Here is a 14011-nt window from a genome sequence, read left to right on the forward strand (position 1 = left end):
CCCTTCGCCGGTGCCGCGGAATCCGGAAAACCCACGGAAGGTGAGCGATGACGCATGCCAACACCCGCCGGCTGCCGGTGCCGGAGCCGGTCAAGCGCTCGGTCCGCTCGGTGCACACCGCGCTCGGGCAGGCCACCCGGGGCGTTCGCGCGCTGCCGACGTTCGTGGTGGCCGGCGCGCAGCGGTGCGGCACCACGTCGCTGTTCCACGCCCTGGTCCAGCACCCGCAGGTCTTCGGCCCGCCGCTGCGCAAGGGGGTGCACTACTTCGACACCGACTACCACCGCGGTCTGGACTGGTACCGCGGGCACTTCCCGCTCCGGGCCCTCGTCCGCCCCGGCAGCGGGCGCCCGCGCATCGAGGTGGGCGAGTCCAGCCCCTACTACCTGTTCCACCCGCTTGCGGCCGAGCGGCTCTCCCGCGATCTGCCGGGCGTGAAGGTGGTGGTGATGGTGCGCGATCCGGTCGAGCGCGCCTACTCCGCCCACAGCCACGAGTTGGCGCGCGGCTTCGAGACCGAACCGTTCGAACGGGCGCTGGAGCTGGAGGCCGAGCGGCTGCGGGGCGAGGAGGAGCGGCTGCGCGCCGACCCCGCCGCGCACTCCCACGCCCACCAGCACCACTCCTACCTGGCGCGCGGCCGCTACGCCGAGCAACTGCGCCGGCTGGAGCGGCACGTGGGCCGCCACCGGCTGCACGTCGTCGAGAGCGAGGCGTTCTTCGCCCGCCCCGAGCAGGCCTTCGCCGGAGTCGAGGACTTCCTGGGCATCGCCCACTGCGACCGGATCCGGTTCGGCAGGCACAACGCGCGCGCCCGGGACGCGATACCCGAGCGGCTGCGTGCCCGCCTGGCCGAGCACTTCGCCGGGCACGACCGGGATCTGGCCGAATGGTGGGGACGTGAGCCGCTGTGGCGCAGGTGAGCACCGCCGGCCACGGCCGGGCAGGGCTGCGCCGGGTCGCCCGCGGCGGCGCCATGAACATGGCCGGCGCCGCTGCCGGAGCGGTGCTGAACCTGGCCATCGTGGTCGCGGTCGCCCGGGGGTTCTCCGCCGACACGGCCGGATTGCTGTTCTCGGCGACCTCGGTCTTCCTTCTCGCATCGGCGGTGGCCAACCTGGGCACGCCCAGCGGCCTGGTGTACTTCCTGGCCCGGTTGCGCGCCCGCGGCGCCGAGCACGCCGCTTCGCGGGTCCTGCGCACCGCCCTGGGGCCGGCGGCGGCCTCGTCCCTGGCGGGTGCCGTGGCGATGTTCGCGCTCGCCGACGACCTCGCGTCGCTCATGGGCGAACCGGACGCCGAGGCCTACCTGCGGCTGGTCGCGGCTTTTCTGCCCTGCGCGGTGCTGACCGACGCGGCGCTGGCCGCCACGCGTGCGCACCACGTGATGCGGGCGGGGGTGCTGCTGGACAAGGTGGGCCGCCCGCTGGCGCAGCTGGTGCTCATCGCCGCGGTCGCGGCGAGCGGCTGGGCCGGACTGCTGACGGTGGCCTGGGCGGGCCCCTACCTTCCGGCGGCCGTCCTGGCGTGGTGGTGGATGCGGCGCATCCTCGGGGCGCATCGCACAACGCGGGAGGCGCCGCCGTCACCGGTGCGGCCGGTCGCCCCCGACTCGCCGCGCCCGGGCCGGACGGCGGCAAACGCCGAGTACGCCGAGCACCCCGGGGACGAAGTGACGCCCCGCGCGTTCTGGGCGTTCTCGCTCCCCCGCTCCCTTGCAACGGTCGCTCAGCTCGGCATCCAGCGGCTGGGCATCGTGTTCGTCGCCGCGCTGGCCGGCCCGTCCGAAGCCGCGGTGTTCACCGCCGCCTCCCGCTTCCCGGTCGCCGGGCAGTTCGCTGCCCAGGCGCTGCAGTACTCCGCCGAACCACGGTTGGCCGAGCTGCTGGCCGAGGACGACCGCCGCGGCGCCAACACCCTCTTTCGCGCGAGCACTGCATGGCTGATCTGCCTGAGCTGGCCGTTGTTCCTGCCGGCGATCGTCTACGCACCCCTGCTGATGGAAACGTTCGGCGCGCGCTACGCGGCCGGCGCCCCGGTGCTGGCGGTGGTCTGTCTGGCGCAGCTGCTCGCGGCGGCCCTGGGGATGGGCGACCTGGTGCTGGCGATGACCGGGCGCACCCGGCTGAACCTCGCGAACAACCTGCTTGCGCTGGCCGCCAACGTCGCGCTGTGCCTGGTGCTGGTGCCTTCGACGGGCGCGGGCGGCGCGGCGGCGGCGTTCGCGGGGGCGGTCGCGGTGCGCAAGGCGCTGCCGCTGGTCCAGCTGGGGCGCTCGCACGGACTGCACCCGTTCGGTGCCAGGTGGGTGCTGGCGGCGGGAAGCTGCCTGGTGTGGTTCGGCGGCGCACCCCTGCTGTGTGCGGCGGTGCTCGGCACGGGACCGTGGTCGCTGGCGGTGGCGATGGCGATCGGCTCGGCGGGGCTGGGAGCGACCCTGTGGCGCCTGCGCGACCGCCTGGAACTCGACCACCTGCTGCGCCGGGACGCCGTCCTGTCCGGGCCCGGCTGAACCCGGCCGGGCGGCGCGGCCGTAAGGAGGCGAGCCGCATGTCGCCGCCAGTCCGTCCGGGCGGTTCCCCCGACCTGCGCGACATCAACCCTAAGTGACCAAGAAATCACTTCTGGTTATGCGATGATGACGGCATGCCAACCGCCCCGGTCCTCTTCGTCGCGTCGAGCGGCGGCCACCTCGCCCAGCTGTGGTCACTGCGGCCCTGGTGGTTGCAGCACAGCCGGATCTGGGTCACCTTCCCCACAGCCGAGGCCCTGCGGCTGCTCGACGGCGAGGACGTGCGCCCGGCCTACCATCCCACCACCCGCCACCTGGGCAACCTGCTGCGCAATACGGTGCTCGCGGTGCGCACCCTGGCGCGCACCCGCCCGGCGGCGGTGGTCTCCACCGGCGCCGGGGTCGCCCTGCCGTTCTTCGCGCTGGCGTGGCTGCTGCGCATCCCGACCGTCTACATCGAGGTTTACGACCGCATCGACGTCCCGCCGCTGACGACGCGGCTGTGCCGGCCCTTCACCCGCCTGCACCTCGCGCAGTGGGAGGAGCAGCGCGCGTTCCTCCCCGACGCCATCACCGTGGGACCGCTGCTGTGACCGGCGAACACCGCGGGCCGGAATCAGCCGAACCCCGCACGACCGCCGAAGGAGCCGACCGGGGCGCCGCCGAAGCCGCCGGCGCGCGCCCGCTGGTCCTGGTCTCCGTCGGGACCGACCACCACCCCTTCACCCGGCTGATCGACTGGGCCGACTGCTACGCGTTCGACCGCCCCGAGGTGCGGGTCCTGGTGCAGCACGGAGCCTCGCGGGCGCCAGCGGCGGCCGAGGGCACCGCCTGCATGGACCGCGGCGACCTGGGGGCCGCCATGAGCAGGGCCGCGGCCGTCGTGACCCACGGAGGCCCGGCCACCGTCGTCCAGGCGCGCGAAGCCGGGCGCCTGCCGATCGCCGTGGCCCGCGATCCCGAGCTCCGCGAACACGTCGACGACCACCAGCTGCGCTTCGTGGACCGGCTCGAGGAGGCGGGTCTCGTGCGGGCCTGCTCCAGCTACCAGCAGTTCTGCGCCACCGTCGACAAAGCGCTGGACCAGCCCGAGGACTTCCGGCCGCGCGAGCCGCACAACGGCGGCACCACCGCCGCCGCGCTGCGCGCGGGCCGCCTGATCGACCTGCTCGCCCGTCCGGCCGCTCCGCACGCCGACCGGCCGCCGCCGCTTCCTCCACCGGACTCCGAGCTGCCGGAGATCACCGCCGTGGTGCCCACGTGCGACCGCCCCGACCTGCTGCGCCGGACCCTGGAGCACATCCGCTGCCAGGACTACCCGGCCACCGTCCATACGATCGTGGTCTTCGACGGCACCGAGCCCGACCACTCGCTGGCGAGCGCGGACGGACACCGGCCGGTGCGGGTGCTGGCCAACTCCGCGGCGCCGGGCCTGGCCGGGGCCCGCAACACCGGCGTACTGGCCGCCCCGACCGAGCTGGTCGCCTTCTGCGACGACGACGACGTCTGGCTGCCCGGGAAGCTGCGGGCTCAGGCGGCGGTGCTGTGCGCCGAGCCCGGCACCGAGCTGGTGTGCTGCGGCATCCGCGTCCGCTACGACGGCTCCGAGTCCGACCGGCTGCTGCAGCGCTCCAGCGTGGACTTCGCCGACCTGCTGCGCTCGCGGCTGACCGAGCTCCACCCGTCCACGTTCCTGCTGCGGCGCAGCGCCCTCGTCGAGGGGTGCGGCGGCGTCGACGAGCAGATCCCCGGCGGGTACGGCGAGGACTACGAGCTGCTGCTGCGACTGTCCCGGCGCGCGCCGATCCGCACCGTGGCGGAGCCGCTGGTGCGGGTGCTGTGGCATCGGCGCTCCCACTTCGGCGGCCGGTGGCAGACGATCTCCGCCGCCTTGCGCTGGCTACTCGCGGCCTACCCGGAGTTTCGGCTGGTGCCGCGCGGCTATGCCCGCGTCGCCGGCCAGATCGCCTTCGCCGAGGCGGCGGCGGGGCGGCGCGGCGCCGCGGTGGAGTGGGCGGCGGCGGCGCTGCGCGCCCATTGGGGCGAACCGCGCGCCTACCTCGCGGCGGCCGTCGCCTGCGGGGCGTCCGCGGGCGCGGTCTTGCGCATCCTGCACAGGCGCGGCCGGGGCGTCTAGCCGGGGCGGGCGTGTTCCGGCCGGACTCCCGGCGAACCGGTCGCCGGTGCTCTCCCGGGGCCCGGGTGGGCCGGGCGCGGCCTCACCCCTCGCCCCGCGCTCGGGCGCGCAGCTTGCGCGCCCGGTCGGCGATCTCGATCGCCTCATCGACGGCCTCGCGCGCCTGGTGGGGGACGGTGACGTAGCGGTGGCGGGAGGCCTGCAGGTAGCCGCGGGTGGCCTGGTGGTTCCGCAGCACGCGGAAGTCGCAGCTCGGAGCGGTGATGCCGTCCCACAGCTTGACGGCGCGGACGCGCTCGTATTCACGGAGCGTCTCGGGGATGTCGGCGTACCACTCCCGCGTGGCCGCCGGGTCGCCCGGGATGGGCACGGTGCCCATCTCACCGATCATCACCGGCTTGTCCGCGTCGATGCCGTGTTCGGGCCCTTCGTTCTGGAACCACTCGTAGGCGGGGCGCAGCGCCTCTTCGAACGTGTCGACATGGTTCCAGCCCGGCTGCAGCTCGCAGCCGGTCATGTTGTAGGCCTCCCAACTGATCCAGTCGACGTAGTCGTCGCCCGGCCACAGGCTGGGCAACCGGTCCAGGTTGCCCTTCCAGCCGGTGACGTTCCAGACGAAGACAGCGTTGTCGGCGCCGTTGGCGCGGTAGAGGTCGACGATGTGCCGCCAGGCGCGGACGAACTGCTCGGGCGTGCCGCGGGTGTTGTAGCGCTGGTTCGCGTCGGCCTCGTGGTCGAAGGTGACGAAGAACGGGCGGCCCAGGTCGGCGATGCGCCGCGCCTGACCGCGCAGGGAGTCGTCGAAGCGGCCCTCGATGATGTCGCCGTAGCCCTGGACCGGGTGCCCGTCGGCGTTGAAGCGCCGGGCCTCGATGTTGGCATGGAGGAACCGCCCCTCCTCGGCCAGGCGGCGCTCCGCGGCGGTGGGCACGCGGTGCTGGTCGACGCCGTGCCAGGTGTAGACGATGTCCAGGGGGCGGTCGACGGCCTCCTCAAGGGGCCGAACGTCGCCGTGGTAGGGACTGGCCCCCCACCACACGCCGCAGCTCGGTGCCAGGATGTCATCGACGGTGCAATCCGCAGAGCGATAGGCGGACGGCGTCGGCGAAGGCCCCGGAAGCCCCGGATAGCCCGGATAGCCCGGATAGTCCTGCGACGGCTCGACGCCGGCGCCGGGCGTCTCTGCGGCCGACTGCGAGGGGAAGCCGAAGATCGGCCAGGATGTCTCGGCGGCGTTCGACGGGCCCTCCCCCGTGCGCCCCGCTCCCGACGGGGCTGGAGTGGGCTCGGCCGCCGTGCTGGAACCGGAACCGGGATCGGGCACCGACGTGGCCGGGCCGGAAGCCGCAATCGCGGGCGACGAGGCGGAGGGCGCGGCCGACGCCCTCGGCGACGCGGCGGCGCCGGGCTCTGCCGAGGAGCCGTCCGCACCGCCGGTCGGCGACGCGTACCCGGCTGCGGGCCCGACCGCGTCGGTGCGCTGGGTGGAGGCGCCCACCACGCCGGTGGGCGTGCACGCCACCACCGCGACCGTCACCGCCAGTGCGGCACCGCCGCACCGTCCGGGCGTGCAGAGATACGGTACGCGGCGGGCGGCGTGCCCGCTGCGGCCGGTACCGTCATCTCGCCGTCGTTCTCCCATAACAAAGAGATACCATCTAAACACGGAGTGCTACATGTCGTCGCAATCGCTCGGCGCGTCGCATCCCGGAAAATTCCGACACCGCGTACCGCCAGCGCGGCCGGTCCGCCGGACCGGCCTCCTCCGGCGTCCACGGTGCGGGGCGGCGACTCAATAGCCGAACCTCGGCCGACTCACGCAGGTCAGCGCAGAGACCGCGGCCCGCCCTGCCGGGGTGAGTCCGCTGCGCCACGCGGTGTCGGCGCGCACCCGCACCGCGCCGGTGCGGAACCGCATCGGGTTGCCCGAAACCGTGTGGGTGCACGACAGCCGCGCCGTCCCCTCGGCGTCCACGGGCAACGCTCCGGTGTGGCCGGCGAACGCCGCCACGGCACCGAACTCGCCCGCGGGGTCGGCCGCGAAGTCCTCGTAGCGCACCCGGAGGGTCGGCACCCCCAACCGGGTCAACCGCGCCAGCACCTCGTTCTGTGCCGTCCACTGCACAGCGGCGCGGCCGGGCGAGTAGCGGGCCATCTCCTGCTCGGGGCTGGAGGCCGTCGCGTCGGGCCGGGGGACGCGCTTGCTCCAGGCGTGCGCGACCGCGCGGGGATCGCGCAGCACGTGCACCAGCCGCAACCGCCGCCCGTAGCGGTGGCGCAGGCAGGCGGCCAGCGACGCGTGCTTGCTGGAGTCGACGACCACCGGGCATCCGCTCACGCGCGCGGCGGCGGCGTAGAGGCGGTCGTAGAGCGCGGTGTAGCGCATCAGGGACTCGGCTGTGCGCGCCGGCGGGCGGCTGCCCAGCAGGGCGGGCACGAACCGCGTCCGGTCGACCGCGCCCTGGAGGGCGAGCGCCTCCGCCGGGTCGAGGCGGTCCCAGCCCCCGAACGCGGCGGCCCCGACCTCCTGCCAGAAGCCGCACTCGCCGAAGGGTGCGCCGCAACCGCAGGCCTCGCCGTCGATCAGCGCCCGGCGCCACAGGTGCACGACTTCGCCCAGCGAGCACACGCCCGGCAGCTCGCCCAGCAGTCGCTCGACCAGCGTGGAGCCCGATCGGCCCATACCGCCGACGAAGAGCAGTTGGAAATCGTCCACGGCCGCACTCTAGTACGCCGCGTGTCCACCTGAACACACTCGGCAATCGAACGTCGGGGCCGGTCCGCCCCGCTCCGGATCAGAGCGGCGCGTGCACGGGCGAACCGGCCCCTCTGCGCCCTACTCGGCGCGGACGATCATCCCGGCGGCGACCGTGGTGTTGCTGCCCTCCTCGATGAGGACGAAGCCTCCGGTGAGCCGGTTCTCCTTGTACTCGTCGGCGAATAGCGGCTGGGTGGCGCGCATGCTCACCCGGCCGATCTCGTTCAACGAGAGGTCCTCGGCGTCCTCGTCGCGGTGCAGCGTGTTGACGTCCAGCCGGTAGCGGATGTCGCGCACCATGACCTTGGCGTTGCGGGTGGTGTGCTTGATGACCAGCCGGGACCGCGGCGTGAGCTTGCGGCTCTCGGCCATCCAGCAGACCATCGCCTCGATGTCCTGGGAGACCACGGGCTGGTTGTTGGGCCGGCACAGCATGTCGCCGCGCGAGATGTCGATCTCGTCCTCGAGCAGCATCGTCACCGACATGGGCGGGAAGGCCTCGTCCAGCTCGCCGTCAGCGGTGAGGATCTTGGCGATGCGGCTCGTCAGCCCCGACGGCAGGTGCATGATCTCGTCGCCGGCCTTGAACACGCCGCCCGCCACGGTCCCCGCGTAGCCGCGGTAGTCGTGCAGCTCGGGGTCGGCCGCGCGCTGCGGCCGGATGACGAACTGCACGGGGAACCGCGCATCGATCAGGTTCCGGTCGGAGGCGATGTGCACGTGCTCCAGGTGGTGCAGCAGGGAGGAGCCGTCGTACCACGGCATGTTGATGGAGCGGTCCACCACGTTGTCGCCGTGCAGGGCCGAGATCGGGATGTAGGTCAGGTCGCTGACGTCGAGCTTGGTGGCGAAGTCCGTGAACTCCTGCTTGATCTCCTCGAACCGCTCCTGGGAGTAGTCGACGAGGTCCATCTTGTTGATGGCGACCACCAGGTGGGGCACCTGCAGCAGCGTGGCCAGGAAGGCGTGGCGCCGGCTCTGCTCCTGCAGGCCCTTGCGCGCGTCGACCAGGATGACCGCCAGGTCGGAGGTCGACGCCCCGGTCACCATGTTGCGGGTGTACTGGATGTGCCCGGGGGTGTCGGCGATGATGAAGGTCCGCCGCGGCGTCGCGAAGTAGCGGTAGGCGACGTCGATGGTGATGCCCTGCTCGCGCTCGGCGCGCAGGCCGTCGGTGAGCAGTGCCAGGTTGGTCTGCTCCTCGCCGCGGCCGCGGCTGGTGCGCTCGACGGCGTCGAGCTGGTCCTCGAAGATCGACTTGGAGTCGAAGAGGAGGCGGCCGATCAGGGTCGACTTGCCGTCGTCGACCGAACCGGCAGTGGCGAACCGCAGAATGTCAGTACTCATATGCACGCGTTCCAAGTGGGTGGGGAGGGCGCCGGGGCTTAGAAGTAGCCCTCGCGCTTGCGGTCTTCCATGGCCGCCTCGCTCGAGCGGTCGTCGGCGCGGGTCTGGCCGCGCTCGGTGATGCGCGTCGCGGCGATCTCGGCCATGATCTCCTCCAAGCCCGTGGCCGAGGAGCGCACCGCACCGGTGCAGGTCATATCGCCGACTGTGCGGTAGCGGACGGTCGCCTCGAAGAGCTCCTCGTCATCGTTGCGGGCGATGTAGGGGCTCTCGGAGAGCAGGATGCCGTCACGCTCGAAGACGGTGCGCTTGTGCGAGTAGTAGATCGGCGGCAGGTCGAGGTTCTCGCGGGCGATGTAGCCCCACACGTCCAGCTCGGTCCAGTTGGACAGCGGGAACACCCGGATGTGCTCGCCCCGGTTGATGAGCGTGTTGTACACGTTCCACAGCTCGGGGCGCTGCGCCTTGGGGTCCCACTGGCCGAACTCGTCGCGGAAGGAGAACACCCGCTCCTTGGCGCGGGCCTTCTCCTCGTCACGCCGGGCGCCGCCGAACGCTGCGTCGAAGCCGTGCTGGTCGAGGGCCTCCAGCAGCGCCGAGGTCTGCAGCCGGTTGCGGCTGGCCCAGCGGCCGGTGGGCTCGACGACCTTGCCGGCGTCGATCTGCTCCTGCACCGAGGCGACGACGAGCTTGACCCCGGCCTCCGCCAAGCGGCGGTCGCGGAACTCCATGACCTCGGGGAAGTTGTGCCCGGTGTCGACGTGCATCACCGGGAAGGGGATCGCACCCGGCCAGAAGGCCTTCTCGGCGAGCCGCAGCATGACGATGGAGTCCTTGCCGCCCGAGAAGAGCAGCACCGGCCGCTCGAACTCCGCGGCCACCTCGCGCATGATGTAGATCGCCTCGGCCTCCAGGAAGTCCAGCTGGGAGAGCTGGTACCTGCCGAGCGGTGCCGTACTGGCCTGACTCATGAACCCGCCTCACGCTCCTATGACGCACACGAGGGGTGGCTGCCGTGCACTCAGCCCGCCGCGTGTGGATCCGCGCCGTCGCGCTCGGCGACGCCGCGGATACTAGCCAACAACATATTCGACAATTCCGGTCGACAGACAAGAATATCCGGGAGCGAGGGATCGGTCCTGTTGTAGGACAGTTCGCTGCCGTCGATGCGCGACGTGTGCAGGCCCGCCGCGTTCGCGACCGCCACCGGGGCCGCGCTGTCCCACTCGTACTGACCGCCCGCGTGCACGTAGATGTCGGCGATGCCGAGCAGCACTGCGCAGATCTTGGCGCCGGCCGAGCCCATCGGGACGATCTCGGCGCCCAGCTGGTTGGCCAGCCGCTGCACGAACTCCGGAGGGCGGGTACGACTGGTGGTGATGCGCAGCCGCTGCTCGTTGGGGCGCTCCTCGGGCAGCCACGGCGGGTCGACGGTCGAGACCGTGCTCCCCTGGGCGGGAAGCGCGACCGCGCCCGCGGCGAGCTCGCCGTTCTCCCACAGCGCAACGTGCACGGCCCAGTCGGTGCGGCCGGACTCGGAGAACTCCCGAGTGCCGTCGAGCGGATCGATGATCCACACTCGGCGGGCGCTCAGCCGCGCCTTGTCGTCGATGCCCTCCTCCGAGAGCACCGCGTCGCTGGGACGCAGGCGGCCCAGGCTGGAGAAGAGGAACTCGTGCGACGTGCGGTCGCCGAGAGTGCGCAGGACCTCGGGCTCGTCGAACCCCTGCCGGGCCCGGAGCCGGAGCAACTGCTGCCCCGCCTCGGTCGCCAGGTCACGCGCGACTTCATGATCGTTTCGGATGCTGCTCACCGGCCTTAGTACGCTCCCGCTCCGCGGACAACTGCTGACCATGTCTTCCACAGGATCTGGACGTCCAGGGTCAACGACCAGTTTTCCACGTATCGCAGGTCCAGTCGGACGGATTCCTCCCAGGAGAGGTCCGACCGGCCGCTGACCTGCCACAGCCCTGTCATGCCCGGCTTGACCACCAGGCGCCGACGCACGTCGCGGCCGTATAGCGCCACCTCTTCGGGCAGCGGGGGCCGCGGACCCACGAGTGACATATCTCCCCGCACGACGTTGATGAGCTGCGGGAGCTCGTCCAGCGAATAGCGGCGCAACCAGCCGCCGATCGCGGTCACCCGGGGGTCACGGCGCATCTTGAAGAGTACGCCGTCGTGCTCGTTGACAGGACGGAGTCCCCGCTTGAGGTCGTCCGCCCCGACCACCATGGTACGGAACTTGTAGACCGTGAACTCGACACCGTCCTTGCCGACTCTCGTCTGGCGGAACAGCGCCGGACCTCCGTCCGGCGCGCGGATCACCGCGGCAAGTCCGAGAAGGAACGGCGCGAGCGCCGTCAGGGCGAGTGCGGCCGACGCCCGGTCGAACAGTCCCTTGACCACGCGCCTCGCACCGGCCAGTTCCGGGTGCTCGACGTGCAGCAGCGGCAGCCCCGCCACGGGGCGGATGGTGGTGCGCGGGCCAGCCACCTCCATCAGGGCCGGGGCCACCGTCAGGTCGGTGCCGCTCTTCTCCAGGCGCCAAGCCAGCCGGCGCAGCTCGACGCCGTCCATCTCCGGGCAGGACAGCACCGCGACGGTGTCGGCGCCGGCCCGCTCGGCGGCCTCGGCAGCGTCGGCGAAGCCGCCCAGCACCGGGCAGCCGTCGACCTCGCCGCCGGCGGCCGCCTGCCCCGGGGGCAGGCACACGCCGATGACGCGCATTCCGTGATAGGGCTCGCGGCGGAACTGCCGGACCAGGTCGCGCGCGGACTCCGGGTGGCCCACCGCGACCACACCGCGCATGCACCGCCCCCGCGCGCGCATCCGGTGCAGCCGCTTGCGCCAGGCGTAGCGCATGACCAGGCTGGCCGACACGACCGCGGCCAGCGCCAGCAGCACGTATCCGCGGGCGACGTCGACCCGCGCGGCGTAGGCGCAGACGGCCACCCCCGCCGTCAGCACCACGCCCGCGCTGAGTACGCGGCGGAACTCCTCGGTGCCCTGCCCGATGAACCGGCGCGCATAGCCGCCGCCGACCGCGACCACCAGCATCCACAGCACGGGAAGCGCCAGCGAGAACATCAGGTACCCGTGCCCCGCCGGGGTCTCCAGGGGGTCGGCGAAGCGGATGTGCAGCGCGCACGCGCCCGCGACCGCGCCGGCGCAGGCGTCGATCCACCGTAGTCCGCGGACGTAGGAGCGCATCCAGGCCGGAGCCGCTCGGACGGTCGGCGCGCCTGCGGCCTGCGCCGGGACCCGTTCGACTACGACCATAACCCCCACCTCGGCACGGCCCCGCTCCCCGACCGGACTCCCGCGCGGACGCCCCGAACCGCCCGACGGCGCAGGGGGCGGGCGGCATCCTGCGGCTCCCGGGCGCCTGGACGGCACGGCACGCGTCCGAATCCGGTACGCGGGGAAACAAGGGGTGCGTGAACGCGACCTGACGCGAGCGATCATAGCCAAACGTGACTACCGCGTCGCGCGACGTGACGGATCGTAACCGGAAAAGCCGTGTCGCCGCACCGGATTCGGGCCATGCCGAATCGGGACGGCCCAGGGGATGAGCTGCCGAGCGCCCCGTGCGGCTTCACGGGGCGGAACGGTCGGCGCTGGGCACGCGCGTCCGCCGGTCCGAAGAGCGCAGGCGGGCCGGGAGCGGTCAGGCGGCGGAGTGGTAGATGTTCTGCGCCTTCTCCAGGCCGTCCGTCAGCACGGTCTCGACGGCGTCTGCGGCGCGCTCGACGACGACACCCAGCTCCTTGCGCTCGGTGGAGGAGAAGTCCTTGAGGACGTAGGCGGCTGCGTCCATCCGCCCGGGCGGGCGCCCGACGCCCGCGCGCACGCGCAAATAGCCCGGATCGGACAGGGACTCGCTGACCGAGCGCAGGCCGTTGTGCCCGCCCGCGCCGCCGCCGCGCTTGAGCCGCAGCGCGCCGAAGGGGACGTCCAGCTCGTCGTGGATCACCAGGACGCGCTCCGGCGGAACCTTGTAGAAGCGGCTGAGCGCCGCGACGGGGCCACCGGAGAGGTTCATGTAGGTGCGCGGCTTGGCCAGGACCGCGGGCACGCCCCGGATACGGGCCTCGGCGACCTCGGCGCGCGCCTTGTGTGCCTTGAACCGCTGCCCGCAGCGCTCGGCCAGGGCATCGGCGACCATGAAGCCGACGTTGTGCCGGTTGCCGGCGTAGGAGGGGCCGGGGTTGCCCAGACCCACCACCAGCCAGCGCTCGGTCTCGACCGGGGCCACCTCACCGCTCCGCTCCTCGGCCGGCGCGCCCGCGACCGCGCCGGATGACGGCGCCACGCCGCCGGGCAGGATCCGCCGCAGGAGAGCACGCATAGCCGTCCGCCGTCCGATTCCCTATGTCGCGTGCGCCGCGCTCCCGCAGGCGCGCGGCGCAGCGCTGCGGCCGGGGCACCCGCGGTGCGGGCGCTCCCGGCCGATCGCCTCGGACCTACTCCGAGGAGGAGGAAGACTCCTCCGACGACGACTCGCCGGACTCGTCGGACTCGCCCTTGGCGACCGCCTCGGCCACGTCGGCCGCGACATCGGCCTCCTCGGTCTCCAGCGCCTCGACCTCCGCGTCGCTGCGCTCGGGGGCGATCGTCAGGACGATGGTCTCGGGGTCGGTCGCCAGTTCGGTGCCCCTGGGCAGCTTCAGGTCGGCCGCCGTGACGTGCGCGCCGACCTCCAGGCCCTCGACGTCGAACTCGACGCCCTCGGGGATGTGGGTGGCCTCGGTCTCGACCTCGACGGTGACCAGTTCCTGGTTGAGCACGCCGCCCGGCGCGATCTCGCCGGTCAGCGTCACCGAGATCTCGACGTTGACCTTCTCGCCCTTCTTCACCACGATCAGGTCGACGTGCTCGAGGAAGCCCTTGATGGGGTCGCGCTGCACGCTCTTGGGCAGCGCGAGGTTGTCGGAGCCGGTGAGGCCGTCGACGCGCAGGAGCACGTTCGGGGTCTTCAGGGCCAGCATCAGCTCATGGCCCGGAAGCGTGATGTGGCGAGGGTCGGTGCCGTGGCCGTAGAGGACGGCCGGCACCTTACCCGCGCGGCGGACGCGCCGTGCGGCGCCCTTGCCGAATTCCGTGCGCGGCTCGGCAGCGATGCGTACCTCGGACACGACAAAACTCCTCGGGATCGTCCCCGCGAACCGCGGGGAACACGACTTTACGTAAAACGGCTCCCGCGTAGACGGCGACGTCCTCAGGGGCCGAGGGGCCGCTGCCTGCCGACGGCGGA

At 72.6% G+C, this 14011-nt stretch carries 12 protein-coding genes; 4 read left to right on the plus strand and 8 right to left on the minus strand.

What is annotated here, in order from left to right; genetic code table 11:
• Positions 1-47 precede the first annotated feature (47 nt).
• From RM446_RS09085 to RM446_RS09100, 4 genes are all read left to right on the plus strand, one after another.
• A complete protein-coding gene (locus RM446_RS09085) occupies positions 48-923 on the plus strand; it encodes a sulfotransferase family protein (protein WP_311544744.1) in 876 nt (291 codons plus the stop codon).
• Positions 911-2512, plus strand: coding sequence for a lipopolysaccharide biosynthesis protein (locus tag RM446_RS09090; RefSeq protein WP_311544745.1), 1602 nt, complete (start codon positions 911-913; stop codon positions 2510-2512). The genes RM446_RS09085 and RM446_RS09090 overlap by 13 nt, the downstream gene beginning before the upstream one ends.
• 134 nt (positions 2513-2646) lie before the next feature.
• Positions 2647-3105: a UDP-N-acetylglucosamine--LPS N-acetylglucosamine transferase gene (locus tag RM446_RS09095; protein ID WP_311544746.1), complete on the plus strand. Its 459-nt coding sequence runs from the start codon at positions 2647-2649 to the stop codon at positions 3103-3105.
• 92 nt (positions 3106-3197) lie between these two features.
• Complete coding sequence (locus RM446_RS09100; RefSeq protein ID WP_311544834.1) at positions 3198-4649, plus strand: glycosyltransferase; 1452 nt, start codon at positions 3198-3200, stop codon at positions 4647-4649.
• Between the two features lie 82 nt (positions 4650-4731).
• Here the strand turns inward: RM446_RS09100 and RM446_RS09105 are convergent, their stop codons facing one another.
• The 8 genes from RM446_RS09105 to RM446_RS09140 form a co-directional block, all read right to left on the minus strand.
• Complete coding sequence (locus RM446_RS09105) at positions 4732-6171, minus strand: glycoside hydrolase family 26 protein (RefSeq protein WP_311544747.1); 1440 nt, start codon at positions 6169-6171, stop codon at positions 4732-4734.
• Between the two features lie 270 nt (positions 6172-6441).
• On the minus strand, positions 6442-7332 hold the full coding sequence (locus RM446_RS09110) for a sulfotransferase (RefSeq protein ID WP_311544835.1): 891 nt from the start codon (positions 7330-7332) through the stop codon (positions 6442-6444).
• 153 nt (positions 7333-7485) lie between these two features.
• On the minus strand, positions 7486-8754 hold the full coding sequence (gene cysN / locus RM446_RS09115) for a sulfate adenylyltransferase subunit CysN (protein WP_311544748.1): 1269 nt from the start codon (positions 8752-8754) through the stop codon (positions 7486-7488).
• 38 nt (positions 8755-8792) lie between these two features.
• Entirely contained in the window at positions 8793-9725 is a 933-nt protein-coding gene (gene cysD, locus RM446_RS09120; protein WP_311544749.1) for a sulfate adenylyltransferase subunit CysD, read from the minus strand.
• A gap of 50 nt (positions 9726-9775) precedes the next feature.
• Positions 9776-10567 (minus strand): 3'(2'),5'-bisphosphate nucleotidase CysQ, encoded by a 792-nt coding sequence (locus RM446_RS09125; RefSeq protein ID WP_311544750.1) that lies wholly within the window; start codon positions 10565-10567, stop codon positions 9776-9778.
• Between the two features lie 5 nt (positions 10568-10572).
• Positions 10573-12036, minus strand: a complete 1464-nt coding sequence (locus RM446_RS09130; protein ID WP_311544751.1) for a sugar transferase — start codon at positions 12034-12036, stop codon at positions 10573-10575.
• Between the two features lie 388 nt (positions 12037-12424).
• Positions 12425-13105 carry an aminoacyl-tRNA hydrolase gene (gene pth / locus RM446_RS09135; RefSeq protein WP_311544752.1) on the minus strand — a complete coding sequence of 227 codons (681 nt, stop codon included), beginning with the start codon at positions 13103-13105 and terminating at the stop codon, positions 12425-12427.
• A 115-nt stretch (positions 13106-13220) separates the two neighbouring features.
• Positions 13221-13892: a 50S ribosomal protein L25/general stress protein Ctc gene (locus RM446_RS09140; protein WP_311544753.1), complete on the minus strand. Its 672-nt coding sequence runs from the start codon at positions 13890-13892 to the stop codon at positions 13221-13223.
• Between the last annotated feature and the right edge of the window lie 119 nt (positions 13893-14011).

It is taken from the genome of Streptomonospora wellingtoniae (genome assembly GCF_031845375.1).
Lineage (GTDB): Bacteria > Actinomycetota > Actinomycetes > Streptosporangiales > Streptosporangiaceae > Streptomonospora > Streptomonospora wellingtoniae.

Bases quoted from the DNA above. Each gene is read 5' to 3' on its own strand.
- RM446_RS09130 (WP_311544751.1), bottom strand. From the start codon at position 12,036: ATGGTCGTAGTCGAACGGGTCCCGGCGCAGGCCGCAGGCGCGCCGACC.
- RM446_RS09095 (WP_311544746.1), top strand. From the start codon at position 2,647: ATGCCAACCGCCCCGGTCCTCTTCGTCGCGTCGAGCGGCGGCCACCTC.
- pth (WP_311544752.1), bottom strand. From the start codon at position 13,105: ATGCGTGCTCTCCTGCGGCGGATCCTGCCCGGCGGCGTGGCGCCGTCA.
- RM446_RS09110 (WP_311544835.1), bottom strand. From the start codon at position 7,332: ATGGGCCGATCGGGCTCCACGCTGGTCGAGCGACTGCTGGGCGAGCTG.
- cysD (WP_311544749.1), bottom strand. From the start codon at position 9,725: ATGAGTCAGGCCAGTACGGCACCGCTCGGCAGGTACCAGCTCTCCCAG.
- cysN (WP_311544748.1), bottom strand. From the start codon at position 8,754: ATGAGTACTGACATTCTGCGGTTCGCCACTGCCGGTTCGGTCGACGAC.
- RM446_RS09085 (WP_311544744.1), top strand. From the start codon at position 48: ATGACGCATGCCAACACCCGCCGGCTGCCGGTGCCGGAGCCGGTCAAG.